Origin of the sequence: Ornithinibacillus jepli, assembly GCF_047228935.1 — a bacterium.
Lineage (GTDB): Bacteria > Bacillota > Bacilli > Bacillales > Amphibacillaceae > Ornithinibacillus.
In genome coordinates, this window is the sequence record NZ_JBFEGG010000007.1 from 1 (window position 1) to 26,614 (window position 26,614).

Consider the following 26,614-nt stretch of genomic DNA (forward strand, 5'->3'; position numbering starts at 1 on the left):
GAAGTGAGGCTTTTTTTGTCCCACGCTGAAAGCTTTCCAGAACCCCTCGCATAGCAAGGGGTTTTCAAAAACATTAAAAAGGGAGCTCAGTTATAATATTACTGAGCTCCATATCCTGATATAGAACGGCTGTATTTGCAATAATCATACCTGGTTGATCTATGATTATATTTTCAATAGGATTAGCAGTTTCCTCTTCAGAAGGTTGTTCTGTTACAACTATTTCTGGCTCATTAGCTTCTTTGAATGCAATAATTGGATTGCCGATAAACATTAAAATAGTCGCTATTATAAAGGAAAGTATTATCAAGGAAAACTGAATAAACAATATTAGTTTATTGAATTTTTCCCTTTTCCTTTTTAGTCTCCCAATAGTTTTTTTGGAAGGATTATCACTTTTTGCAACTAAATCTACTTGTGTTTGTAACATCCCATCACGGTACTCTTTTTTCTGATATTTATCAAGACTATTAAACCAGTTAACAAATGAAGTATATTCCTTAGCAACAATATCTTTATTATCAATCATTTCTATTTGGCCAAAGTTTAACCATATGATCCTATCTGAGATAGATTGAACCTGTGAAAGAGAATGACTTATAAAGAATATTGTTTTACCTTCTCTTTTAAATTCATCAAATTTTTCCATACATTTTTGGTAGAAGGTAGAGTCACCAACGGACAATGCTTCATCTATTATCAAAATATCAGGTTGAACATGAACTGATATAGCAAAACCTAATCTAGACTTCATACCACTAGAATAGTTTTTAATAGGTTGATTAATAAAGTCCCCGATATCTGCAAACTCTATAATAGAAGGAGTTATTTTCTCAATTTCTCGTTTATTTAAACCATGCATAAGGCATTTTAATTCAATATTCTCTAAACCGGTTAATGAATTATTTAACCCTGCTGATATAGATACTAAAGAAGTTTCTCCCTCAATTCTAATGTCGCCAGAAGTAGGTGGGGTTACTTGTGCAAGTATACTAGATAGAGTAGACTTACCAGATCCATTAATCCCGATAATACCTATAGTTTCTCCTTGAAAAACATCGAATGAGATATTTGTTAGTGCTGAAAACTTCTTTCTTTTATTAAATGCAAAAAGTTCTAATAGTTGATCTGATTTCTTTTTGAATAAGCTATATTTTTTGGTTACATTTTTAACTGATACGATTGGCTTTTCCATAACAAGCCTCCAACTTACAAGTAATCAATAAATTTATTTTTAAAATTGTTATGAAGAATGGACCCGATAAATAATATCACTAGGGTTAAGGACCAAAAATACACCATATAAATCCAATCTTCATAAAACCATCCCTCCGCTAAAAAGGTAGCTCTTAACCCATTTATAATATAGGTGAATGGATTTAGTTCTATTATTCTTTGGTAATTATTAGGGAATGAATCTAGGCTCCAAAAAATAGGAGTTAAGAAGAATAACATTCTCATTAAAGATTGAACTAATAATTGATAATCTCTTATTAATGCCGAAATAGTAGATGATAATAATGTAAAAGCAAATACAAATATAAACATACTAAATAAATAATATGGTAGCTGTAATAGATAAATGCCAGAGTTAATATCATACAACATAAGGATAAGTTGTAATATTATTAACATAATAATGAAATTAAACATATTCGATATTATGGTAATCGAAGGTAATATACTTACTGGAAACTTCATTTTTGAAACGAGATTCACCTTACTATAGATACTATTTGAACCTTGAGTAATAGTTGAACTTATAAAAAACCACGGTATTAAACCTATGAGTAAATAAATAATAAAAGGAATATCTCCAATATTTTCACTTTGCCTCAAGCCTACACCAAATACAAACCAATATACGGCTACTTGAATTAAAGGATTTAGGAATTGCCATAATATTCCTAAGTAGTGCATTTGGTATTTACTTTTAACTTCATAGAATGCAAGGCGAAATATTAATCCACTATGTGTCAACTGTTCTTTCAGAATTGAATATATCGTAATCATACCAATACTTTTTCTTTTTTAATGAACTTATGAAGATTTCCAAAATTAATATACTCAAATCCAACATTATTTGTAGAAACGATGTTTTTAGTATCAAGGATTCTAGCATTTTTCATAGATGAAAATTTATCCCATTCCATTATTCTAAATTCATTATGATCAGTTAATATAACAACTAAGTCAGAATCTTTAATAGCATCGTCCATACTATTTTCTACCCAGTCATTTTCTACATGCGGATCGTATGCTCTTACTTCATATTTGTTTTGGTCTTTTATTAGTTTATATATATCCATAGCAGGACTTTCACGAATATCATCTACATTCCCTTTATAAGCTAGACCAAATAAAGTAACGACCTTTCCATCAACTTGCTCCATAAGATCATTAATGCTGTCCACTACATAATAAGGCATGGAAGTATTGATTGTTCTTGATAGATTGATAAGCTGTGCTTCTTTAGGTGCTTTAGCAATAATAAAGTATGGGTCTACTGCTAAGCAATGCCCTCCAACACCTGGGCCTGGTGAATGAAGATTAACTCTCGGATGTTTATTTGCCATTTCTATTACATCTAATGCATTAATATTTAATTCATTGCACACTTTTGTTAATTCATTTGCCAATGCAATGTTTACATCTCTAAAAGTATTCTCCATTAATTTTGACATTTCTGCTGTTTTTGCATCTGTTTTAATAATCTCACCTTGTACAAAAGTACTATATACCATAGCACCAGCTTCTGTGCATTCTGGGGTAACACCACCAACTATTCGGTTGTTATGGATTAATTCATGCATTATCTGACCTGGTAAAACACGCTCAGGACAGTGAACTAAGAAGATATCGTCCCCTATTGAAAAACCTGATTCTTCAAGAATAGGCTTTACGATATCCTCTGTCGTTCTTGGAGCTATAGTAGATTCCAAAATTACTACATTACCTTTATTAAGAAACGGAATAATAGAATTTACAGCACTCACTACATACGATGGATCCATTGATTTATATTCATCATTATTGTTAGGGGTTGGTACTGAAATAATAAAAGCATCAGCCTCTGTGGGTACTAGAGATGCTTTAAATCTTCCTTTTTCAACAACTTCCTCTAGTGCCTCTTGTAACCCTGGTTCTTCGATATGAATCTTTCCCATATTTAATGATTCTACTATTTCAGGTATTACATCTACACCAACTACTTCTACATTGTGCTTTGCAAACATTATTGAAGTAGGTAAACCAATATAACCTAAACCTATTACTGTTAGTTTCATAATTACTCTCCTTTGCTTTTAGAGAAGAAAATTTCCTTTTCAAAATGAACTTTATTTTTCAAATCATCTTGACAGAAAATAGTAACTGTATATTTACCTTTATTCAGAATCTCATATTCAAAAGTTCTATTATTTGAGTACCATTCTTTTAAAATATTTTTTCCATTTAAACTAAGATAGTAGGCAAACTTATAATTGACGTTAATATTTTCTATATTTAACTTTAATTTCCCATTACTAATTTGTATTTCAGTATGCTTACTTAATTCCTCGGGATCTAGCTGCGATTTATTGTTTAGATTGTCAAGAGTTCCAAATTTAAATTCCTTGTAAATTGCATTTTTAAACTGATCTCTGATAAAAGCTATAATTTTATAATTACTCGCATTACTTACATAAAAATCAAATTTATTGCTCTCCCCATACTGTTGAGTTTTAACCTTTTTTTCCTCTTCAAATAAATAAAATGCATATTCTAGTTTTTCTTCAATTTCATAATTAATCTCTACAAAATTAGCTGAGTTTTGTAATAGGTTAAGGTGTTCACAATTATTTAATTTTACCTTTAATAATTTTGGGTCTAACCTATGACAAGATTTATTACCATTCGCATATGATAGCCATCTATTCATAACCTTAGACAAAATCTCATTACATTCTATTGTATTAATTGCACTTAACAATCTAATATGAGTTAAATGATAACCATAATGAAATTTAGTTGGATTTCCAGCAATAGTAATATGAGATAAATCATAAGCAGATACATCTCCTAAATCATAAAAAGACAGAGTACTTTGAAGAGTACTTATACCAGTTTTATATAATTCTAAAACAGATGAATTTTTTGTGGCAAAATATAAATCATAAAGGCCAAGTAATGAAAACATAAAACCATTTAGAATATGCGTTGGTTTCTCAGTAGGGTATTCTTCATAAAATGTAAATTGATTAAATAGGGATCTTCTAACTCCACCGTCCAATACATCCTTATAAAAAGGCTTGGTTGCATCCATTGCAGCTTGCAGATATTCCGCGTTCTTAGAAATATTATAACCCCTTACGAGACAAGAAATTCCAAAGCCTTGTCCTAAAGCAGAGACCCATGGAGCTCTACAAACCCCAGACTCTTTTACTCCATAATAATAGTCGAAGTTCACAGGCCATGAACCATCATCTAGTTGATTTTCTATCAAGTAATCACATACTCTGTAAAATTTCTCCAGAAGAGATGGATTAGATTCTTTATAATACTTTGAGATACATTCTAAACCATAAATACCAATAGTTATAGGATAATATTGATATCCATATTGCCCGTTGTTACCAACTTTTAATAAAGGTATTCCATTTTCATCAAGTTTGAGCACTTTTGTATTACTTATATTACTAGCTGTCGCAGAATCTAAATAAGTTCTTTGAGGATCATAATTGATAATTATGTTTACATCACCCATTTTGGTCTTTAATGTATGGTAATTAGCTACCCATTGACCAGTATAATCTCCTAACTGCCGCAAAAAGTTCATATAATATCTATCTTCAAAGTGATACGGGGCCAGTCCCCATTTATGGTTTTCGCTTGCATAATAATCACGTTCAGTCATATCTATTATTTTTACTTGAGGAAATGTGTCCTCTATAAAACGATAACATTTATCTAGGAATCTATTTTTACTTGCAATCCCATCTACGTTACTAAAAGATTTTACATTACTAAATTTATCTAGGTATTCAGCTCTCCATTTTGTTTTGTGTATTATTATCTTTGAAGGATCATATATTTTCAGTAGTTTGGTAAAGAATCGCTTTGCATAAGCTGCCCAAAATTTAAAATGATTTACATTAGATATTAATTCCTCTTGAACTTCTATTGATTCTATGAAATTAGAAGATATTAACTCATTAGATTTAGTTATATAAGAATCATTGATTTTCAATAGGTTAAATCTTTCATCTATTAAATCAATAATTATATAATCTGATTCCCTCTCTTCTACTGTACTGAAAAAAAGTTTCCTAACATCATTCAATACACATTTTTTTTGAAAGTTTGAAGATAAGTTGAACTGATCCTCTCTAACTTCAATCGGATTTGTCATTATACTTACTATAGAAGTTCTTGCAAAATAATTTTCAATAGAGAAATTATGCTTTTGTACTTCGAAGGCATCCCTAGTTACACAACTCCCTAATATGTTTATTTTCATTAATATCCCCCCTTTGTTTTACGATGTTATAACTTCTAATTCTTCTTCAATTACTTTTTGTTTCCCACATTGGTTTTTCATTCTTCTTGCAGCATTATAGGATTTTTTTTGAAAGATTTCAGGATTGTAATAAAGCTCTTCAATTGCTAAAGCTAAATCCATATAATTTTCTTTTCTACCTAAATAACCACTTTCTTCATCTACAAATTCAGGGATAGCAGTAACTCCACTTGTAATTGGAACTAGGCCGCTAGACATTGCTTCACACATGGAAACACCTTGAGAGTCTAACCGTGTTGGACAAATAAATACCCCATTTTCCTTATGTTTTTGTGCGATTTCATCTTGAGATAAGAAATAGTTATAAATATTAACATTACTAAAGTGTTTTATAGGTTCCAGGATTTCATGAAAAAGTGGACCTTGACCATATAAATTAAATTCAAGTTCATTAAAAAACGGCTTCTTTGATAGTTCAAGTATTGCTTTTACAGTTAAATCATTAGCATATTTTCTAGAAGCATACGGTCTAATACTTAATATTTTTTTCCTGAGTTCTCGGTCTTTTTCTTGGTAATTAAATAATTGTTCATCTACCACATTATGAATAATTTCATAATTGTTCACCACTGCATTTGTATCATTTTCAGCAACTGCTTCCTTAAACCACTTTGAAACGAAAACAAATTTAATATCAAGAGTTTCACTTTCGTAAATAGACTTCATAAAATCGACTGTTATTTTATTATTTTTTATATTATTTATCGCTCTCTCTAAATCCTTAGAATTACTGCTAAAATTAAACCATCTCCTATACCATTTTTCTGTTTCCACTCCATGAATCCAAACTACAATTGGTATTTTAATTTTACTTTCTTCAATAGCTTCAATCATATCCTTATTTACAAAATGTATAAGAATTTTTTTATAGTTCCTAGTTTTTAATAAACTAGACAAGTGTTGTTTTCCCCCGGACATAACATGAATATCTTCAAAATAGTAATTCCCTAATGACTGTTGATTGCTATTAAAACGAAATACGTCCACTTTTATACCACTAGTTTCATATAGCTCTGCTCTTCTATGGACAAACATATTTCTATATAAGTTATTCTTTTCTGGATAGACATTTGTAAGAACTAAATATTCGGCTTCTTCATTACCTAAATATGCTTCACGGTCTATTTCTTCTACTGAGTATTCAAATGCTTTTATTGTAATAATCTTTATCTCTGCTCTTCCTACCCCAGATACCCTCAGCACAAGTTTTATATCAGTAACGTTATCTGGTAGGTTTAAATTTTTCTCTATATCCATTCCAACATATTCAGTAAAAACTCTATTACCTTTATTGAAACCTAATACAATAAGTTGAATTTCTAATCCGCCTTGAATTTCACCATACATAGCAGCTTTATAGTTATTCTTCGAAACAACCGCAGTCGTCATTCCACTATTACTATTTAATGGACTAATTTCTTTATAAAACAAAAAAGTATGAGATGCATTTTCGTCTTGCTTGTTAACATCAATTAAAAAATTCTTTCCATTACTATCAAGTGAAACTGAAAAATCATTATTCTTCATAAAAGTCCATTCTGATGGATCTAAATCAAATGAGTAGATGGGTTTTAATTTATCATTCATTACTTCACCTCTTCAGACTTTATATCATAACACTTTTACTATTAATGTCCGATATGTTTTTCCTATTATCTATAAAGTTAAATACATCCGCTGAATATAAACGATAGCCTTTGCTAAAGAAAGAAGAAAGTTTTATACTACCATTGGCAATTTCTAGAATATCATTATTGGAAATCTTATTTAATATTTCTTCATTTATAATCGATCTATCAACCTTTAGATTTTCGACATAGCAATGTTCTTTCTCTAAATCATTTAAAATAATTCCTTGTTTGTCATCTAAACTATAAAATGCTCTTTTACCAATGATTTGTGCCTTTGAATATTTAGATGCCAATAATAAGTCCACTAAATAATTCTCCCCGTATTTATTACTTGAATTAAATAATGATACATAAGAAATATCATTTTTTCGGAAGTCATTAGTAAGCTCTCTTTTAGTAAAAATTACAATATCCTTTTCCTGGTAACTTGAGTTAAATACCTTTTTAAGCCCTTCTGGAACTATGGCAAACAACTTTTTATTTGTGTAATTTTGGTTAAGATACATTTCTACAATATTATTAAACTCTTCTCTTGTATTAACAATACTGAGAACCCCTACTACAGGACGTTTTTCAACTACGTTAATTCCTACTGCACTAAAAATGAATTTCAATCTTTCACTATACGTATGACTTAGCATAACTTCACGATAACCTAAGTGCGCTTTTTGTTTATAAAAAGAAGTATTATTCAGTAGATTATCAAAGATCTCATTGAATCCTTCTCTATCATTTGCCATAAAGACGGAATTACCAAGAAGATTCTCAATTCCTTTCGAATACGTACTAATTACTGGAGTATTAGATGCTAAGCATTCAAATACTCTCCGTGAGAACATCGTCGGAGAATCTATCACGCTATTTACGTTTAATGCTAGTTTATATCCTTTATATGCTCTAGAAATCTCTGTAGGCTTTAAGTTGCCTACAACATGTTTTCTCAAATTCTCTGGGTAATAAAATTCTACTAAATCCTTGCCATAATTTCTATCGAATATATCCAATCCGTATTTAGCCGCACTTTCAAGTAAAATATTCATATCTTTCTGTCTTTCCAAATACTTGTTGGCATAATATGATCCGGCGAAACTTGCTTTATCTAATCTTTTATATTCTTGGATTGGATTATGAATTTCAGGTTGAGCTGCAAAAGGTAATGGATATACATTATTATGTTCAACTAGTTTTTTATAATTGACTACTGAATTTTGATCGGTTGTAAAAATATAATCAAAATATTTAGCTGTTTCAATAAAAGAATTAAAATGAACTGGGTCTTCTTTATTCCAAAATACAGTTGGAATGTTGTTATCTTTGCACCACTTAACCAATTCTTCTAATTGAAGGGTATTGGTATTATTTATATAGGAAACTTTCCTTGTCCATCTACCACCGTTACCATGCCATGCAGACTCTACAAATAAAAGATGTGGTTTATTTATTTCCAGTATAGCTTTCCAGTCCTCGGGACCGAAAGTAATCAAATTAGACTCAGGTCCTAAACAGGCAAGAGTAAAATCATCTGCAATCACAGCAATTTTTGATTCATTTATCGTCTTCGGATTATCAAAACCAATTTTTCGTAATACAGAAAATGGTAAAAATCCAATTTCCTTTTTTTGTTTAATAACAATATCATTGATTTCTACTTTTCCTACGCCAGAAAATTTAATTGCTATTCGATATTTATCAATAGATGACTTCAACTTAACGTGACGTTTCTCATTTAGCAATAAAGTTTCAATTTGTTCTTTCTTCCCTTTGGAATAAAATACAATGAATAACTCTACCCTTATGGTATCCTGCTTTTTTCCATTAAATTTAATTTCGAAATTATAATTTGGTGATATATTAGATTCATTGGATAGAGGTGAACGACTAAAATCCACATTTTTTTCCATATAAGATAAATATTTAAAGTCATTCTTTCCAAAATCAGCTTCAAGTTTCATGTTATTTCCAAAAGAAATATGCTTTATATACTTTCTATCTTTTAGATACCATTCTCTTTGACTGAAGTCTTTTATTTCCTTAAACGACATCCAATTATACTCACTTATATCTATAACATCTTGTGTTTCTGACTGACTAATCTTACCAATTTCTTCAGTATAATTATCCATGTCAATAATTTGAATTAAATCTATATTCGTAACACCTTGTCCTGCAATTCTTATAGCAATTCTGACCGAATCATATTGATTATTTACTTTAATAACTCGACTCGAATTTATTAAAAATGAATCAATATTAACTTTCTTATTATCCTTGTAATAAATAATAAACAATTCCACTCTAACATTTCGTTCTGTATTACCAAGGAATTTTACAAAGTAATTCTTTAAATCCTTTAAACCAAAATTATACTCAACTGGAGCCTTAGAGAAATCTAAGTTATTTTCTTTAAAGGATAAATAAAAGAAATCCGATTTAATTTGCTTATGGTTAATTTCCATTGAGCTATTGTTACTTTTTAAAAATACAGGTAATTTACCATAAAACCAATTTTCATGAACTAAGTCGACTATGAAATTTTTTCCCCTACCAACTTTAACATTCTTTTCTAACCTTGAATTTGCATCATTTCTATATTTATCTGGATTACTTAAACTTACTAAATCTTTGCGATACGTTTTATATAAATTATAGTATCTATTAGTCATAATCTACCCCTTATACTTTGTTTGTGATTACTTACGTAATTTTATTTTTCAATTCCCAGTATTTCAAAGTAATTTTACCTAGTGTTGAATTTTCCAATGCGTAGATCCTATTCTTCAGCTTTTTATTTTGTTGTTCAAGTTCATTCATTTTCTTATTAGCCTCATAGTGTTTATCTTTATAGTAAGATACCAATTCATCATTAGGTTCCTCATTCGACAATAAAGCATTAGATATAAATTGTTCTTGTTTTTTCATATCTTCAAGGATAAAGCGTAGTATTTCTTCGAATTCTTTTTCTAACTCATTTTTTTCGTTTATTAATTTTTGAATAACAAACTCTAAATCTTTCTCTTGTTCTATGCCTTTGCCACTTTTCTGCATATTTGATTCAAGATTTTGTACTTTTTTATAGTTTGTGTTTCTTTTCTTGGTAACCAAACTTATCCCCTCCGGTTTTTAACAAAATTACTATGGTTTTTGATTCAGTTAGTATACATTTTTTTATAACATTTCAATAAGCTAAGTTGTTCATTTTCCCAGTTATATATTTTTCTAGCTTTCGTTGTATTCAAGAGTAATTGTTCATAATAACTTTTATGTTCGAGCAAATAATTTACCCCTTTAGCAATAGAATTATAATCATGTGAGTCTACACAAACTCCTACTTCTTCTCCCTCTACCACTCTCTTAATCTCCGGGAAACTACAAGCAACCACAGGAACACCACTCATCATATATTCAAATAACTTATTCGATGACGCTGAATAATGATTAAAATTCGTGTTATTTAGTACTTGAAAACCTAGGTATGCATTCTTTGTATAACTTGGGAGTTCTTCTACTGGAACTTTTGGTAGAAATTTCACCTTACCATGTAGATTCATCTCATCAACCATTTTTAGAAGATCGGGTTTAATTCTACCATCGCCAATAAAAACCAGAGTTCCTTCATTAAATAGGGGGGCAGCCTGAATTAATTTTTCTAAACCTCTTCCTGCCTGAATTCCACCTTGGTAAAGTAAAATTTTCTCATCTTTTGTAATGCCAAGTATGTCATGAAGAGGAGCTATTTTGATTTTTTTTTCATCTTGTTTAAAGGGGTAATTATGGACAACATTAGGATAAAAACCATATAAATCTTCATTAAATTTTGCTCTTGTATGATTTTCTACAATCATCGAATCAATTTTTGTTATTAAAAACTTCTCCGATTTCCCATAAAATCCACTGTCGTAACCAGTTCTACTCGTTTGAACTTCATGCGAATCGTAGATCAGCTTTTTTTTACGTAGACGAATCTTGGAGCAAATATACCCTTGTGGTAAAGTATTTAAATCATTTGAATGATAAATATCATATTTTTTTTGAAAACCTCTAGCAATCATTCGGAATATAATACTCCCTCTTACAAATACTACTTTTGCTTTAGTTTTTAAAAGTAAAATAGATAATAGCGTTATGGTTCCAAAAAAATAGGGGCTAAAATATATAGCAACTAGCAATAGTATTAATACAGATAACCCAATTAGTTTATTTTGCACTGATTTTCGATACACTTTTTGCATTAATTCTAGTATAAATGGATATCTTCTAACTCTAAATACACGGAAGTTATCATTTCTTTCTTCATACTTTGGTAGGTATTTATCTTTAGGGTCATGGATACAAATTAAATCAACATTATAACCATTTTCCGAGAGAGCTGTACACTCTCTTAACACCCTAGCATCATTTGTGAAGTGGTTCCACACAAACATACATACAGTTTTATTCATTGTTTTCCACCCTAATTAGTTTGTCAGTAAAATGACTCTAAAGTATCTCTACTAAAGAATTAATATTTGATTCCCATAGGAAAGCGTTTCTCACATAAAAATTTCCATTTTCACTCATCTCTTTGCTTAATAACGGGTTTGCTTTAAGCGTATCAATATAATATATTAGTTCCTTAACATCATTCTCTTCTGAAACAAACCCTACTTGTTCTGATAGTATTACTTCCTTTGAATAACCGGATACAGAACCTACAATAGGTACTCCACATGTCATATAATCAATTATTTTTCCAGGAAGCACCGTTTTAAAGACATCTTTATCTTCTAGTGTTACTATACCAACCTGATGTGTAGAGATTATATTTAAACATTCGTCTCTTGTTGTAGGACTTAAGAATGAGACATTTTCTAAATTATTTTCCTTACAGTATTCTAATAAACTATCTCTTCTTAAACCGTACCCAATGATAGTTAGTTCAATACTTCTATTGTATAATTCCTTCGCTAACTTTTTAAGAACGAAATCATCTTGAGCAAGTCCAATATTACCAGCATAAATCACCTTAAAAGAATCTAGGTTTCTTTTTGTTATTTCATCATTTCTAGCTCCATTAGGAATATAAGTTATATTGGTGCTACTCGCCGTGTGTTGAGAAACTATATATTCTATAAATCCCCTGCTATTTACTACTATTTCGCTGGCTTTTGTATACAAAAGTTTCTCTATCTTCTTGAACACTTTCATGATAAACGGATTATTAAATACTCCTACACCATTTAAAGATTCTGGCCATAAGTCACGAATATCTAGGATTAGTTTCGCTTTATAGAATCTTTTAGCAAACAGTCCTACTATCGCTACAAAAATAGGTGGTGATGTAGTAAGTACGGTAGTAAATTCACCTTTATTTTTAATGATATACAGTATCATACGAATAGCTATTTCAATATAATAAAATAAGCGGTTCAATAAACTTCTAGAGTACTTTTTATTACTAACTTTAATCCGATGAACATCATGATCCAAATTTAAGTCTTCATCATCCCAAAATTTCTTATCCTGATAAAACTTTCTGTTAGGATAGGTAGGTTCTGTTGTTAGGACTTTTACATTATATCCGCGTTCCTTTAATAGTAGATATATATTTTTCATGCGATTTCCGGCACTACCTATTTCCGGATAAAAATTTTGTGAAATTATTAATATCTTTTTCATAAAAGTCCTCTTTCCCCCACGACACTAATACTGATATTAATTCAGTTATCTATTTTACATTTATTGATAATAATATAATTAAGAGTTCAATAGCCTAATAGCTTGAGTCCTATCTAAAGTACCTAGTAGTTTATAAACCTTATTTTAAGAAACCTTAATTGTCCCCTAACTCATGACAGTTAATTTGGAAATGTCACCATTAGAAGCCCCCTTCTTCATTATACTAACACTTCTAGTTGCTTGTTAGTGATTGAATATATTCTTTTTCTCTATTCCCTATATTTAATTACTTGTTTTAAAATTATTTATAATATCTATAGTCGCATTTCATAACTTTTGCATATTAAGATAATGTAAGTTTAAGGTCCTATTTTTTTAACCTTTGTTTTATACTACTAAAAATAAAGTCATGTTTTAAGTGACTATAATAGAAAATAGTCATTTTCAGACAAATTTTGGCGAATCATACCATTTCACTCAAAAATTTGATTGCCTCCGCTCTTTGGTGAATCCCTATTTTCATGTAGATTTCACTTATATAGTTTTTTACTGTGCCTTCACTTAAATGTACTTTTTTCATTATTTGTTTGTTAGAGTAACCTTTCATAAAAAGAATAGCTATTTCCAATTCTCTCTCCGTAAAATTAATCTCCCTTTTCTCTAGCTCTTTTTTTAAAATTAATTTATCATCGAACATTAAAGATTGAACTTTTTTGACTAGTAATCTTGCTATATCTCCAGATAAAACATATTGGCCGCGAATAGTATCCTTTATTACATTGAATAACGTATCTGAATATATTTTCTTTAGAACGAAGCCATCTGCACCATCTAATAAGCACTGATATATTTTTTCTTCATTTATGTTATCGACTAGAATAACAATTTTAACTTCTGTGTAAAGTTTCTTGATTTCAACCAGCATTTGGTCTTTGACAAGATTTATGTCCATTAAAATTACATGTGGATTATAATTTATTATTTTTTCTGGAATATTTCTTCCATTACAAGAAGTACCAACTACCTTAAAATCTTTTTCTTTTTCCAACAATGATTGGATTCCTTCAATAAATAATCTCTGTCGATCCGATATGAATACATTAATCACGTTCATTCTCCTTTATGAAACTTTCTAATAACTCGGACAATTATTATATCAAAAGTTATTATTTTTATTTGTAAAATTATAACAAAGCAAGAGATGAATTTATTCTATTTGAACTTAATTAATGAAAAAATTACATTTACTTATATGGAAAATTTTTGTTGTCTGCCTTTATTTATTTCTTATTTTGTAATTTTTTGTTACGTCCAAACTTAAGAAAGCTACCAAGATAGGTAGCTTTCCCTTTTTATTATTATCTACTCTCAAAATCAACCTCATTCAACCCACTAATCTGAATTTCCTGACCTTCCTCCAACGTAATAGTAAGCTGCTTAACCCCAAGTTCCCCCGAAGCATCCAGGATTTCGTTCGTAGATGGTAATCCCATTTCATTATAGATAAAAAAGTTACCCATACCACTTGGAGCTGTAACATTATACCTACCTGGTTCAATATCTAATCCAACTTCCCAGCTTCCTGCTGAAAGTGTATTCGATAAAGAAGTCTCTGCAGGTTTAAACACTACCGAATTTAGTCCTGAGATTTCAATCTCTTGTCCTGCTTCCAAGTTAGTCGTAATACTTGTCACACCAGTATCACCCGTGTTATCAAGAATTTCATTTACTTCTGGTAATCCATTTTCATCATAAACGAATAAATTCCCCATTCCATCGCCAGTTATCACATAACGTCCTACTGGGATATCCTCACCGACGATAAATCTTCCAGCATTAAGTGTTGTTTCTTCCGCATTGGAATTGTCTCGAGTTGCAGGCTCTTCCGCTTCAGCCTCTTCTCCAGCATTATCATTCGTACCCTGTTTGTTATCAGCGGTTTCATCTGTAGTATCTGTACCGTCATCCTGTATTTCCTCAGTAGCATTTTCTTCTTCGACAGGATCTTCGTCATCACCACCGCCAAAAAGGGCAAACAACAGAATAATTGCGATAATTAACCAAAACCACCATCTTTTATAAAACGGTGTTTTATTTTCCTTATCAGCCATATTACATCCCTCCTTAGTGGTTTTAGTATGGACAAGATAAGGAACTGTTATTACAACCTTCCTTCCTACTTCATTCTTTCGGGTAAAGCATGGATTGACTCGATTAAAGTGTTGAGCTTGCCTTCAATTCTGTGTAACAAATAAAACGTTACTGCAATCGGAAAGCCAACATCTGTTACGAGTGACACCCACTTTTCCACTTCATCACCTCCAACTTATAACACTTAAAAAAGAAGTTACCTGGAGGATTCACTCCTCCAGGCAACCTCCTTATCCTTAAATTAATTCAATATCTTGAACATTACGTTCTACTATTCGAGCACTTTTTTTGGCTACTAAATCTCCCCCACTTGTTGTGAAGGCATTTTGAGCTAATATTTCATCCATTGCTGCTGATACTGCAGCAGGATCAACTGGTTCGATAGGTTTTTCCAGTGAGTACGTCACCGTTTTCCCATCTTCATTTTCAAATTTTAATTCAAGCGTCTTCACTTACTGACCTCCTTTCTTCTACTTAAGAATTGTTTTTACGCCATTAGACTTCACGAATGTCAGAGCTGTCTTTACGCTCGATATTAAATAATGGGCGTTCTTGCAATACAACAAATGCATTTGCGATTGCGTATAATTGATCCGCAGTTGCTTCTGTCTTAACATTGTTGAACGTTTTCGCCTTATAAACTGGTTCACCACTAATTGGATCATCACCATCATATAAAACGAGTCGTAACTGTGAATTCGTCATATCTGCTACTGCCATGTATTATCACCTCCTTTCACTATTACAATCGAAAGTAATCCGTAAAAGGTGGCAAAATGAATAATTTTTATACATTTTCCAACAAATTCCTAATTCTCTAGTGTCAGAAAAAAACTACTATGTTAAAATGAAAAGGATAAAAAATAGTAAACCACTGGCATAAGTTTAACTTGCACTTTGCCAGGCATAACGTGGAGTGATCACATGAAAAAGGTAATCACATACGGGACATTTGATCTACTTCATGTCGGGCATATTAATATTTTGCGCCGGGCAAAGGAACTTGGTGATTATTTAATTGTTGGTATATCTACTGATGAATTCAATAAAATTAAAAGAAAAGAAGCACATTATAGTTTTGAACATCGTAAATTTATCCTAGAAGCTATCCGTTACGTAGACAAGGTTATCCCGGAATACGCATGGGAACAAAAGGTGACCGACATTAAAACCTATGGAGTAGACACCTTCGTCATGGGGGACGATTGGAAAGGTAAATTTGATGACTTAAAGAAACATTGTGACGTAATTTATTTGCCAAGAACTGAAGGAATCTCTACTTCCCTCATAAAAGAAAATATAAAAAAACAATAGTCAAAGTGAAACGTATTATATCTTTTTTCCGTCTAATTATTTACGAAAAAAGAAAGACCCACAATTTTAATCAGATTTTAATGTACAAAGTCTATTTTTATTGTAAAATAGTATAGATTGTTTTTATAGTTTAATAGAAGGGAACACTTGCGATGGATAAACAAAACTCGGCGAGAACCCGAATGGAAAAAAGAAAGACAAAAAGTAAATCGAAGAAAAAGATCCTATATATTATATTTGCGCCTTTACTCATCCTTTTACTAGTCGGTGGGGGATTCCTCCTTAAATTTTATGCGAAGGCTGAAGAGGTCATTTCACAGTCCTATGAAGATGATGGAAGAGATAAATCAAATCTAAGAGAAACACAGGTAGATCCGAAAAAGGACAATATCTCAATCTTAATTATCGGTGTGGATGAAAGTGAGAAACGTGGAAATATCGGTCATTCCCGATCCGATACGTTAATCCTTGCGACACTTAACAGGGAAGATAAGAGTGTGAAGTTAGTAAGTATTCCTCGTGACTCTTACGTATTCATTCCTGAAGTTGGCTACAACGACAAGATTACCCATGCTCATGCATTCGGTGGACCGAAAGCAACAATCGAAACAGTAGAAACACTACTAGATGTGCCAGTTGACTATTATGTAAAAGTTAACTTCCATGCTTTTGTTGAGGTTGTAGAGACAATAGGTGGTATAACAGTTGATGTACCATATGAGTTGTGGGAACAGGATTCAAACGATGTAAAAAATGCAATTCATTTACTACCTGGAGAACAAACACTTAATGGAGAAGAAGCACTTGCACTTGCACGTACAAGAAAATTAGATAATGATATTGAACGTGGAAAACGTCAAATGGAAATCATTAAAGCAACGATTAAACAGTCATTATCAGTAAGTAACATTTTGAAACTCGACAACGTACTAGAAGCAGTTGGTTCAAATATGACGACGAATATGCCATTTGATGAAATGACTAGTCTGATGAGCTATGCAACAAGTGGTGGAAATCTCGGTTTTGAAACGATGTCTCTAGAAGGTTATGATTATATGCCAGAGTCAGTTTACTACTGGCAATTGGATGAAGCTGCGTTGGCAAAGACTAAACAAACGTTAAAGGAACATTTAGAAGTTGAATCCAATTTAACATCGAATACGAATCTCGATAATTCTGCTACAGATGTAAATTAAATCTTTCTGCCTCCTTTTTATAAGGAGGTGGATTTTATTTTTCCCTAAATATGTTAAAGTTATGAATAACTTATCACAATTTACCATTTAAAAATTATTACACTAATTTATGAATGAATTTTTGCGAGGGACGACATGATAAATAGTCCAAACCTCCTCAAAGGAGATTTTTACTATGCGAAGCAATTACACTCCGAGAGAAAACCCAACAAGAAGAAGGAAAAGGAAACTCAGAAAACGTGTTTTTCTTATTCCTATATTTGCGATTTTTCTTTTTGTTATTTGGCATTTTGTTTCATTATATAATACAGCAAATGATGTTATCGACAAATCTTTTGCTGATGATGGCAGAGATAAGTCAGACCTTAGAGAAGAAACTGTTGATCCTGGTGAAGACAATGTATCCATATTAATAATCGGGGTAGATTCCAGCGAAAAACGAGAGGCATACGGTACCCCACGTTCTGATACGCTAATACTTGCTACCTTAAATAAAAAGGAAAAAAGCGTTAAGCTTGTTAGCATTCCTAGAGATTCTTTAGTGTATATTCCAGAGGTAGGCTATGAAACAAAGATTAATCATGCCCACGCGTATGGAGGAGCTAAAGCAACAATTGAGACGGTGGAAAATCTCCTCGAAATCCCAGTCGATTACTATGTAAAATTAAATTTTGAAGCATTTATTGATGTAGTGGATACGATTAACGGTGTTACTGTAGAAGTTCCTTTTGAAATGTATGAACAAGATTCTCATGATACAAAAGGGGCAATCCACTTATTACCTGGAGAGCAGGTATTAAATGGTGAGGAAGCGTTAGCCTTTGCTAGGACGAGGAAATATGATAATGATATTGAGCGCGGTAAACGACAACAGGAAATCCTAAAAGCCGTTATTAAAAAAACAATATCGTTAAATTCATTCTTTAAAATAGACAATGTTCTAGAAGCTGTCGGAGAGAATATGACGACCAATATGACCTTTAATGAAATCAAAAGTCTATCCTCCTACGGTACCGCTATGAAAAATATCGACATTGAAACTTTTTCATTGGAAGGACATGATTATCAACCAGGAAATACGTACTATTACCAACTTGATGAATTTAAATTATCAGAGACGAAAGAAATGCTAAAAAATCATCTTGGACTATAAAGAGGTTGCTTAAAGGGATCATCCTTTTAAGCAACCTCTATTTATTTTCCTCTTAATCTCATTCGTACCATGAATTCCACCGATTTCAAAATACGTTTCCAACGAAATGGCTCTTTCAATAACCGATATAGCCATTCCAAATTATGCTTTATCCAGCTTTTAGGAGCACGTTTTAACTCTCCAGCAAGAATATCAAAGCTTCCACCTACACCAATAAATAATCCTTTAGAAAACTTATCGATATAGTTATAAATCCATTCTTCCTGTTTCGGAGATCCTAACGCAACAAATACAATATCAGGATTGGTTTCCGAAGCATTATTAGCAATTTCTTCCCCATCTTCAAAATAGCCATGGTGGTTACCAGCAATTTTTATATGTTCATAACGCTTATTAATAACCTCAATCAGTCTATTATTAATATAATCCCTTGCACCTAAAAAGTAGCAAGATAACCCATTGTCATTGGCATATTCTAATAAATCGACCATTAACTCAAATCCAGGTATTCTTTCTAAAATTGGATTCTTTATATACCTTGAGGAAAGTACAATTCCTGCTCCATCAGGGACAATATAATCAGCCGACTGTATCACCTTTTTATAATGCTGGTCTTCTCTTGTTCGCATTACAATTTCTGGGTTCGGTGTTGCGATGAAAAATTTATCTTGTATTTGTAATCGGGGATAAATATGTTTGGTTAACAATTCTTGTTTTGTAATATTAACGAAATCAATATCCATGATTGTTACCCGATTTATTTTGTTTTGTTCACTAGACATCTCGAACAACCTCTCACCCACTCTATAACAAGTCAAAACAAGTATATAGAATTTAATCAACTAAAAGTTTATATTACCCATATTCTACCACTATAAATAGTAGCATGCCATGCTACAAAAATCCACAGATTTCGCAACTGGTCTAAATTATACAAGGCATATCCAAAAAATACAATAGAAAGCCTTGTTCTTCTAAAAACTAGGCTACAGCCTAAAACCTATTCATATTATTAAGGGGTTTATCATACAGGAAATATCGGGTATTAAAAGCTTACCATATAACCGGTGATCAAATAAATGCTATTGAAGCTCGATTTTCTTTATTCCCAGATGAAGAACTAAAAGGAAAAGCGAAATAATATCAAATAGAGATATACTGCTGGGGAAATAATTTACGATTTAGCAGTAGAAGCCTTTGCTACGGTAAGACAAGCTTCTAATCATATGCAGGAGTTTGATCACTTTGATGTCCAGCTTTTAAGAGATTACTTTATTAAACGAAGATAATGTCAACCGTGAAAGGAAGTACTTGTGGAAAGAATTGTTCCACTTAACATAGGAGTAAACTTCAGACAGAATCTTACTATGAAAGCCAATACTAATAAGCCATACACCTTTATTTTACCTTATGGATGCCGCCCAAAGGAGAATTTAACCTTTCTAGTTAGATGAACTATCCTATCCAAAAATAGTACTTTTTGATGTTTAGCTAATATAACACAAGATGTTAAGATAATATTGAATGCATTTTGTATTTTATTTTTTACTATGAATCTAGTAATCTATAACTATATAACAAACTAAATTTTTATAGGAGGATACGTAACATGGGATTGAAATTCAAGGCTCTTTCATCACTCCTACTAATCATAGCTCTATTGATTATCCCTTCGACTGTGTTTGCAGATGCAGTAGATAATGTAAAGAACAGCTGTGATTATGAAATAGGTGAAAATGAAAATCCTGGTCAAAGCAAATTGAACTGTCTTTTAACTGAAATGGCAATGGAGTATGATGTACCACCAGAAATCGTCAAAGCAATTGCTTGGGAGGAAACGAATTGGAGACATTTCGATAGTAATGGTAATGTCATTATTTCCGATGATGATGGAATTGGTATCATGCAGATTACGAACCAATCTCAATATGATGAACAGCTTTTGATGGACGATATTGTTTATAATATTAAAGCTGGAGTAGAAATTCTAGATTCTATGTTTGATCGTAGAGATTTACCAACGATTAATTTAAAAAATCGTGATTTCCTAGAGCATTGGTATTTTGCAATCATGGGGTATAATGGCACGAAGCCTAAAAACAGTCCTGTTTATCAAAGTACTGGTGAACGTAACTTAGATGCTTATCAGGAACAAGTCATTCAAAATATCGCAGATTATAGCTTTGTACAATTACAAGAGTTACCATTTACTCCTGCTGACTTTGAATATGATAGTAATAGTAGTGAGAACATTAACTTTGTCACGATGAAATACAATTTTGACCTTCCATTTACCAAGTCAAAGCATGATTTAACAGTTGGGGACAAAGCCATTACTACATCATCTGTCAAATTAAGACCCGAACCAAATACACTAAGTTCTAATTACACAACAATTCCACAAGGTGAGATTATTACGATTACTGGATCTTTTGTATACGATACGAACCCTTTAAACAGTAATCAGTTTGTTTGGTACCCAGTAAAACGCAGTAATGGTCAGACTGGTTATGTTTCATCAAGCTACTTGAAATTCTGGTTTAAAGACGTGCCGAAGAATCATTATTCTGCAGAGTCGATAAATTATTTAGCAGACCGTGGGATCATTGCAGGTATTGGAAATGGAAATTTTGGTATGAACACTCAATTAACTAGGGCACAAGTTGCGCTAATGGTTGTAAATGCAACGAACCTAGATACAAGTAATCGCCCAGCTTTAAATTTTACGGATGTACCTAGTAGCCACTTCTATTATGACGCCATTGCTACCGTAGTAGATGAAGGAATATTCTACGGAACTTCTAGTACTAAATTTAGTCCTGATTCACAATTTACTAGAAACCAAATGGTTACAGTGCTTCAACGAATTTATGATTTCCCAGATGCTTCTACTAATCATCCTTTTATCGATGTTCGTCAAGATCCGAATTCTGATTGGTATGAAGGTTCATTAAATAATCTTTATGAAGCTGGTATCGTAGCCGGTATCACAAACACTAAATTCGGTCCTCTAGAAAAAGTAAGTAGAGCTCAATTTGCGGCATTTTTAGCTAGAGCTATGAACCCAGACTTCCGAATCCAATAATACTAATAATAAGGGAAAGTCCTCACCATAGTGGTGAAAGACTTTTCCCTTTTTTGATTATCGTGCAGATTCAAATTCATTTGCCATGCGATTAATTAGAGAAGCCATTTCGGCTCTAAGCGACGAATTCTTCGGTCGGAATTCTCCATTTGGATACCCTGTAATGTAACCCTTTTGATTTAACGCCACGATTGCTTGATAAGACCACATATTTTGATTTATGTCGGTAAATGTTACTTCTGAACTTTCATCAATTGTATACTTAAAAACATTGTATAGTAATGTAGCTAGCTCTTCCCTAGTTAACTTAGCATCCGGGTCAAAGGATGTTTTGGATTTTCCATTTACGTATCCTAATTCCCGTGCAACCTCAATATCTTTTCGCGCCCAATGCCATTTCGTATCGGTGAATGTATATGATGATGGGGTATCATTCGCATGGCCAAGAGCTCGGACAATAATCGATGCCCCTTCTGCTCTAGTCAATGTTTTGGTTGGTGCAAACTTCGTATTCGAAACCCCTGTCATCCAGCCTTTTTCTGATACGACATTAATACTTTCCTCAGCCCAATAATTAGCCGCCACATCACTAAAATAGATACTGTTTAACCATAACGAATAATAGTCCCATGTCTGCGCCGTTTCATGGCTAAGTGCCCAGGATCCTGTTCCTTTAATTCCATATTTACTTGGCATACGTAATTTCGCTTTTATCGCTTGTTCATTGTCATACCATAAGACATATTGCCCCGGAGTTAACGTGGTATTCCCAATATAATATTCTCTTCCTACTGGTATGGTAAACGTTACTTTAGCTGATTTTCTTATTTCATCAAACTGTACATTACCATTGAAGGTCTTTATTAATTGTTCTACTCTAGTACTAGATAGGCCCATGCCAGCAATTGTTTTCCCTAAAGAAGTTGGTCCATCTGTTTTCCATAATCTACCGTAAAATGGCAATCCCACAACAATCTTGTCTTTTGGTACCCCTTGATTTATGGCATATTGTATTGATTTTTCAAAAAACTGAATACTAGATACTGGCCCAACTGGGCTATCAGTTCCTTCCCAAGATTCGTCATAAGCCATAATCATGAGATAATCAGCATATTTCCCTAATGAATTATAATCATAAAAACCGTGCCAACCGGTTGCCCATCCATTCGGATTCGCTGCAGTTGCAACAGATATCTCTTTATGACTTGGAATATATTGTCTTAGTAGACGGATAAAATCTGTATGCTCATCCCTGTAATCCCGTCCAACCCCTTCAATATCTACATTGACACCATCTAAATTATATTTCTCAACCGCTGCAGCAACTTCTTTCGCTAATGCTTCCCTTCGATTTAATCCATTAATTCCAGCTGTTCTGTTCCAGTGATTTGCGAGAAATGGAACGACCTTAATTCCCTGCTGATGCATCTGGTTAATAAATGAAGTATCCAGAGTCCACGTTACGTCTAAATTTCCAGTTTCAGTTACATCGAAGTAATTAGGCGCTACGACATTCAAGCTTCCTTTTGTTTTTTCCACTTGACTAAAATAACCACTTGGACTACCGAAGAATATATACGACATATTAAACATTCCAGTTTGGGAGTGGAGTGACTTGCTAGGTGGTAAAATCATAAATAGTAAAACAAAAATAAGTAACAATTTCCATTTTAGTTTTTTCATGAATAGCCTCCCCTCTAGTTTATGTCTTTTCTAAAGCTTGCTCGGAAAGTATATTCATTTTCCTCAATTAAAATTTCATATTGTAAGTGATAGTAAGGATAAACCATCTCTTTGACATTACTTAAATCTCCATTTGGACCGACACCGATTTCGTTAAAGAATGCATCGAGGTCATGTATTTCATGCTCCGGATGTAACATCATAATAATTTGTGCCCAAGCAGCTAGCATCATCATTCTCTCTTGCTTCTCGCCTACACCACTTTTTACCTCAAGCGAAGTAACAGTTCCATTTTCTACCATAATATAGAGATTCATATTATTCGTTAGTGGGGCAAGATAAACTCCCTCAGCAGTTGAGACTCCTATGATTTCGCTAATATACAGTTCCGACAGTTGCATATCAGTAATTGCATTCCATCTATCTTTAAAGGTTTCAAATAAAAGTCTAGGAACTGGTATATCAGGTGTATTACTAATATTCTCGATATTACTGGACCCGTTGTTTTCTTCTTGCGACCTAGGAATGGTTTTTTGAAGCGCCCTTGTCTCCAGATGAACATCCTCATCCCCTTGATTCCGGTAAGGATCTAATCGATCAATATTTGGTGCAGAATTATCTGTATTGCATGCTGCAAGAGTTGATAATATGAAGAAAAATAGAGCTAATAGAATACGCATAAATACACCTACCTATTTATCATTCATTTTTAGACTTCCCGATTTAAGTATAATAATGCTACCAAATAAGAATTGTTATTACAGTATATAATTCAGATAAAATGTAAATAGTTGAATGAACCAAATTATGGAAAAAGCCATGGCGAAAAAGAATAACGGCCGATTAAAAGAAACGAACCGTTTACGTTAAAATATTTAATACAACAAAATTTGTTAATTATTGACGTGGCAATATAAAGTCAGCTCGTTAAGTATGGCGCTGTTGTAAGTAGTATATTTTCTAAAACTCTGTGGTTAAATACTATTTCTAATATAAAAAAAGTAAGAGGAGTTCCTCTTACTTTTTACTTTACTTTAAAAGAGTCATCTATAATTCTTGCTACCATTGCAGAAAACTCTGCTCTCGTAATATACGCATTCGGTTTAAAACTTTCGTCAGGATAACCTGCTGTTATACCATTTGCTACTAGACTTTGTATATCTTCATATGCCCAATGAGCGGTTGTTACATCACGAAATAATCTTGCGTCTGCTCCTTTTAATTGGTATGCTCGAACAAGAATAGACGCCATTTCTGCACGTGTTAATGGGGAGTTCGGTTTAAAGTTATTATTCCCATACCCTGTAAGAATTCCAGCTTTAGCTGCTGCCCCAATATACTGAGATGCCCAATGGCTATTGGATACATCTTGAAAACTACTTAACTCCATTGGTAATGTTAACTCCTTAGCAATAACCGTCGCAGCTGCTGCCCTGTCAATATTAGCATTTAGTTTAAATGTACCATCAGGGAATCCTACAATCGTCCCTCTGTTGGATAAAAACATAATTTCTTCTGCAGCCCAGCTTCCTTTTATATCCGGAAAAATCACAGACTCTTCCAAACCATCCCTAGTAGCTCCTTGCTCAATGTCCACTGCTAACTGGTAACCAAATGGTGACCAATTGTAATTATTGTCCTTTATAGCTAGTGCATAGACCCCTGGATTTAGTTCCATACTAAGTTGCTCATTTCCACCCATCCCTGCTGAATCGATAACTTGTATCTTTTGTAGTGAACCTGACTCATATTGGTACAGTTCAGCTACTAAGTCTAGAGGTAAAGGGATATTGGTTAACGAAATGGAAATCGAAGTATTCTGTGAAAATTCTAATCGATACCAATCCTGATCTGTCGGGACATCGATTTTCTCCATCAAATTTCCACCATCTGAAATATCAAGTGCATTAGTGAACTGATTAGCGGTATCATCTATAAGCGATGGATATGGTATCGTTAATGACTTGTATGCATTAACCATTCCAAATCCTGCTTGCTGATTCCAATCTTGTTTTCTACTAAAATATGCCCCGGCCTCTAAAAACCATTTGATTTGGCTAGGAGACAAGTCTGGATTTTTCGATAGTAGTAATGAAGCAATTCCTGAAACTACAGGTGCTGCAAATGAAGTTCCACTACCGACACTATAGGTGCCTTCTTGATTAGTTCCAATAATATCTGTTCCAGGTGCCATTATATCAACCCATGTACCGAAATTAGAGTACTCTGCAATACTCCCATCTTCATCTGCTGCTGTAACAGCAATTACCTCATTATAAGCAGCGGGGTATACTTTATCAGCTTTTGAATCGTTGCCTGCAGCTCCTATAAGCGTGATTCCTTCTTTATATGCCTTAACAATTGCCTCTCTTTCAATAGAGCTGCTTTGTGTCGCTCGATAACTCATATTAATAATATCCACATTTTGTTCGATTGCGTAATAAATTCCTTCCACTACGTCATAGATGGATGCTTCACCATTTTCATTCATTATCTTTACTGGTAAAATTCTTGACTGATGATTGATACCTACTGGTCCCATTCTATTTGCATTGGCAGCAATAACGCCAGCCACAAATGTGCCATGACCTTGATCGTCTAAAGGGTCATTATCATCATTTATGAAGTCATATCCATCTAGCACTCTGCCAACTAGATCTGGATGACTTGCATTTACACCAGTATCCAATACTGCAATGGTAACATCGGTAGAGCCTCTCGTAATATCCCAAGCATTAAACATCCCAATTGGCTCCAAGTACCATTGCATCGTCATGTATGGGTCGTGTCGATAAAAGGTTGTGTGACGCTCGTAATCTGGTTCAGCCATTTCAACTGTTTCTGCTTCGTTTAATTGGTACAAAACCAATTTATAATCCTTATTATCAGGTACTTTTACAAGATATAATCCTTGTTCTTTTAGCACCTCTATTAATTCTACTTGGAAATCGGCAGGGTTAAAATCTTCCTTAGCTTTAATAATAATTTGCCGATTTAAAACATCATCTAAATGTATACTGTTGGTTGTTTCATAAAAAGTAAAACTACTTTCATCACTTCCAAGAGCGATCGTAGGAAGTCCACTAATAGTCCATAATAGGACAGCGACGATGCTGCACACGTTTAGTTTTCTCATATCTCGCAACCCCTAGTGTCTATTAATCATTCATTGAAAAAATTTTATCATAA

Annotated in this window: 22 protein-coding genes; 4 read left to right on the forward strand and 18 right to left on the reverse strand. The window is 32.7% G+C overall.

Going from position 1 to position 26,614, the window contains the following annotated elements; genetic code table 11:
* Positions 1-73: 73 nt before the first annotated feature.
* The 14 genes from AB1K81_RS17175 to AB1K81_RS17240 form a co-directional block, all read right to left on the reverse strand.
* Positions 74-1,195: an ABC transporter ATP-binding protein gene (locus AB1K81_RS17175; protein WP_412977905.1), complete on the reverse strand. Its 1,122-nt coding sequence runs from the start codon at positions 1,193-1,195 to the stop codon at positions 74-76.
* A gap of 14 nt (positions 1,196-1,209) precedes the next feature.
* The gene (locus AB1K81_RS17180; protein WP_412977906.1) at positions 1,210-2,013 is read right to left on the reverse strand and encodes an ABC transporter permease; all 804 of its coding nucleotides are present in this window, start codon (positions 2,011-2,013) and stop codon (positions 1,210-1,212) included.
* A complete protein-coding gene (locus AB1K81_RS17185; RefSeq protein ID WP_412977907.1) occupies positions 2,010-3,287 on the reverse strand; it encodes a nucleotide sugar dehydrogenase in 1,278 nt (425 codons plus the stop codon). The genes AB1K81_RS17180 and AB1K81_RS17185 overlap by 4 nt, the downstream gene beginning before the upstream one ends.
* 2 nt (positions 3,288-3,289) lie before the next feature.
* Positions 3,290-5,497, reverse strand: coding sequence for a DUF6270 domain-containing protein (locus AB1K81_RS17190; RefSeq protein ID WP_412977908.1), 2,208 nt, complete (start codon positions 5,495-5,497; stop codon positions 3,290-3,292).
* 18 nt (positions 5,498-5,515) lie between these two features.
* Positions 5,516-7,144, reverse strand: coding sequence for a glycosyltransferase family 4 protein (locus tag AB1K81_RS17195; RefSeq protein ID WP_412977909.1), 1,629 nt, complete (start codon positions 7,142-7,144; stop codon positions 5,516-5,518).
* Positions 7,145-7,163: 19 nt separating this feature from the next.
* A complete protein-coding gene (locus AB1K81_RS17200; protein ID WP_412977910.1) occupies positions 7,164-9,851 on the reverse strand; it encodes a CgeB family protein in 2,688 nt (895 codons plus the stop codon).
* A gap of 31 nt (positions 9,852-9,882) precedes the next feature.
* Positions 9,883-10,290 carry a hypothetical protein gene (locus tag AB1K81_RS17205; protein WP_412977911.1) on the reverse strand — a complete coding sequence of 136 codons (408 nt, stop codon included), beginning with the start codon at positions 10,288-10,290 and terminating at the stop codon, positions 9,883-9,885.
* Positions 10,291-10,334: 44 nt separating this feature from the next.
* Complete coding sequence (locus tag AB1K81_RS17210; RefSeq protein ID WP_412977912.1) at positions 10,335-11,627, reverse strand: glycosyltransferase; 1,293 nt, start codon at positions 11,625-11,627, stop codon at positions 10,335-10,337.
* A gap of 37 nt (positions 11,628-11,664) precedes the next feature.
* Positions 11,665-12,843 carry a glycosyltransferase family 4 protein gene (locus tag AB1K81_RS17215; protein WP_412977913.1) on the reverse strand — a complete coding sequence of 393 codons (1,179 nt, stop codon included), beginning with the start codon at positions 12,841-12,843 and terminating at the stop codon, positions 11,665-11,667.
* Between the two features lie 463 nt (positions 12,844-13,306).
* The gene (locus tag AB1K81_RS17220; RefSeq protein WP_412977914.1) at positions 13,307-13,951 is read right to left on the reverse strand and encodes a response regulator transcription factor; all 645 of its coding nucleotides are present in this window, start codon (positions 13,949-13,951) and stop codon (positions 13,307-13,309) included.
* A gap of 250 nt (positions 13,952-14,201) precedes the next feature.
* On the reverse strand, positions 14,202-14,954 hold the full coding sequence (locus tag AB1K81_RS17225; RefSeq protein ID WP_412977915.1) for a hypothetical protein: 753 nt from the start codon (positions 14,952-14,954) through the stop codon (positions 14,202-14,204).
* Between the two features lie 65 nt (positions 14,955-15,019).
* Positions 15,020-15,154 (reverse strand): YvrJ family protein, encoded by a 135-nt coding sequence (locus AB1K81_RS17230; protein ID WP_412977916.1) that lies wholly within the window; start codon positions 15,152-15,154, stop codon positions 15,020-15,022.
* Positions 15,155-15,230: 76 nt separating this feature from the next.
* Positions 15,231-15,446 carry a DUF2922 domain-containing protein gene (locus AB1K81_RS17235; RefSeq protein ID WP_412977917.1) on the reverse strand — a complete coding sequence of 72 codons (216 nt, stop codon included), beginning with the start codon at positions 15,444-15,446 and terminating at the stop codon, positions 15,231-15,233.
* A 43-nt stretch (positions 15,447-15,489) separates the two neighbouring features.
* Entirely contained in the window at positions 15,490-15,714 is a 225-nt protein-coding gene (locus tag AB1K81_RS17240; protein ID WP_412977918.1) for a DUF1659 domain-containing protein, read from the reverse strand.
* Positions 15,715-15,918: 204 nt separating this feature from the next.
* Between AB1K81_RS17240 and tagD the strand changes: the two genes are divergently transcribed.
* The 3 genes from tagD (at position 15,919) to AB1K81_RS17255 (ending at position 18,657) form a co-directional block, all read left to right on the forward strand.
* Positions 15,919-16,308: a glycerol-3-phosphate cytidylyltransferase gene (gene tagD, locus AB1K81_RS17245; RefSeq protein WP_412977919.1), complete on the forward strand. Its 390-nt coding sequence runs from the start codon at positions 15,919-15,921 to the stop codon at positions 16,306-16,308.
* A 152-nt stretch (positions 16,309-16,460) separates the two neighbouring features.
* Positions 16,461-17,504, forward strand: a complete 1,044-nt coding sequence (locus tag AB1K81_RS17250; protein ID WP_412977920.1) for an LCP family protein — start codon at positions 16,461-16,463, stop codon at positions 17,502-17,504.
* A gap of 175 nt (positions 17,505-17,679) precedes the next feature.
* On the forward strand, positions 17,680-18,657 hold the full coding sequence (locus AB1K81_RS17255) for an LCP family protein (RefSeq protein WP_412977921.1): 978 nt from the start codon (positions 17,680-17,682) through the stop codon (positions 18,655-18,657).
* 41 nt (positions 18,658-18,698) lie between these two features.
* Here the strand turns inward: AB1K81_RS17255 and AB1K81_RS17260 are convergent, their stop codons facing one another.
* On the reverse strand, positions 18,699-19,439 hold the full coding sequence (locus tag AB1K81_RS17260) for a WecB/TagA/CpsF family glycosyltransferase (protein ID WP_412977922.1): 741 nt from the start codon (positions 19,437-19,439) through the stop codon (positions 18,699-18,701).
* Between the two features lie 827 nt (positions 19,440-20,266).
* Here AB1K81_RS17260 and AB1K81_RS17265 point away from each other — a divergent pair.
* Positions 20,267-21,742: an S-layer homology domain-containing protein gene (locus AB1K81_RS17265; protein WP_412977923.1), complete on the forward strand. Its 1,476-nt coding sequence runs from the start codon at positions 20,267-20,269 to the stop codon at positions 21,740-21,742.
* A gap of 57 nt (positions 21,743-21,799) precedes the next feature.
* Here the strand turns inward: AB1K81_RS17265 and AB1K81_RS17270 are convergent, their stop codons facing one another.
* The 3 genes from AB1K81_RS17270 to AB1K81_RS17280 form a co-directional block, all read right to left on the reverse strand.
* Positions 21,800-23,425, reverse strand: coding sequence for a glycosyl hydrolase family 18 protein (locus AB1K81_RS17270; RefSeq protein ID WP_412977924.1), 1,626 nt, complete (start codon positions 23,423-23,425; stop codon positions 21,800-21,802).
* A gap of 14 nt (positions 23,426-23,439) precedes the next feature.
* Positions 23,440-24,105 carry a hypothetical protein gene (locus AB1K81_RS17275; protein WP_412977925.1) on the reverse strand — a complete coding sequence of 222 codons (666 nt, stop codon included), beginning with the start codon at positions 24,103-24,105 and terminating at the stop codon, positions 23,440-23,442.
* A gap of 344 nt (positions 24,106-24,449) precedes the next feature.
* A complete protein-coding gene (locus tag AB1K81_RS17280) occupies positions 24,450-26,561 on the reverse strand; it encodes a S8 family serine peptidase (protein ID WP_412977926.1) in 2,112 nt (703 codons plus the stop codon).
* Between the last annotated feature and the right edge of the window lie 53 nt (positions 26,562-26,614).

Bases quoted from the DNA above. Each gene is read 5' to 3' on its own strand.
- AB1K81_RS17240 (WP_412977918.1), bottom strand. From the start codon at position 15,714: ATGGCAGTAGCAGATATGACGAATTCACAGTTACGACTCGTTTTATAT.
- AB1K81_RS17255 (WP_412977921.1), top strand. From the start codon at position 17,680: ATGCGAAGCAATTACACTCCGAGAGAAAACCCAACAAGAAGAAGGAAA.
- AB1K81_RS17250 (WP_412977920.1), top strand. From the start codon at position 16,461: ATGGATAAACAAAACTCGGCGAGAACCCGAATGGAAAAAAGAAAGACA.
- AB1K81_RS17185 (WP_412977907.1), bottom strand. From the start codon at position 3,287: ATGAAACTAACAGTAATAGGTTTAGGTTATATTGGTTTACCTACTTCA.
- AB1K81_RS17195 (WP_412977909.1), bottom strand. From the start codon at position 7,144: ATGAATGATAAATTAAAACCCATCTACTCATTTGATTTAGATCCATCA.
- AB1K81_RS17270 (WP_412977924.1), bottom strand. From the start codon at position 23,425: ATGAAAAAACTAAAATGGAAATTGTTACTTATTTTTGTTTTACTATTT.
- AB1K81_RS17265 (WP_412977923.1), top strand. From the start codon at position 20,267: ATGGGATTGAAATTCAAGGCTCTTTCATCACTCCTACTAATCATAGCT.
- AB1K81_RS17200 (WP_412977910.1), bottom strand. From the start codon at position 9,851: ATGACTAATAGATACTATAATTTATATAAAACGTATCGCAAAGATTTA.
- AB1K81_RS17275 (WP_412977925.1), bottom strand. From the start codon at position 24,105: ATGCGTATTCTATTAGCTCTATTTTTCTTCATATTATCAACTCTTGCA.
- tagD (WP_412977919.1), top strand. From the start codon at position 15,919: ATGAAAAAGGTAATCACATACGGGACATTTGATCTACTTCATGTCGGG.
- AB1K81_RS17260 (WP_412977922.1), bottom strand. From the start codon at position 19,439: ATGTCTAGTGAACAAAACAAAATAAATCGGGTAACAATCATGGATATT.
- AB1K81_RS17190 (WP_412977908.1), bottom strand. From the start codon at position 5,497: ATGAAAATAAACATATTAGGGAGTTGTGTAACTAGGGATGCCTTCGAA.
- AB1K81_RS17210 (WP_412977912.1), bottom strand. From the start codon at position 11,627: ATGAATAAAACTGTATGTATGTTTGTGTGGAACCACTTCACAAATGAT.
- AB1K81_RS17175 (WP_412977905.1), bottom strand. From the start codon at position 1,195: ATGGAAAAGCCAATCGTATCAGTTAAAAATGTAACCAAAAAATATAGC.
- AB1K81_RS17180 (WP_412977906.1), bottom strand. From the start codon at position 2,013: ATGATTACGATATATTCAATTCTGAAAGAACAGTTGACACATAGTGGA.
- AB1K81_RS17280 (WP_412977926.1), bottom strand. From the start codon at position 26,561: ATGAGAAAACTAAACGTGTGCAGCATCGTCGCTGTCCTATTATGGACT.
- AB1K81_RS17215 (WP_412977913.1), bottom strand. From the start codon at position 12,843: ATGAAAAAGATATTAATAATTTCACAAAATTTTTATCCGGAAATAGGT.
- AB1K81_RS17225 (WP_412977915.1), bottom strand. From the start codon at position 14,954: ATGGCTGATAAGGAAAATAAAACACCGTTTTATAAAAGATGGTGGTTT.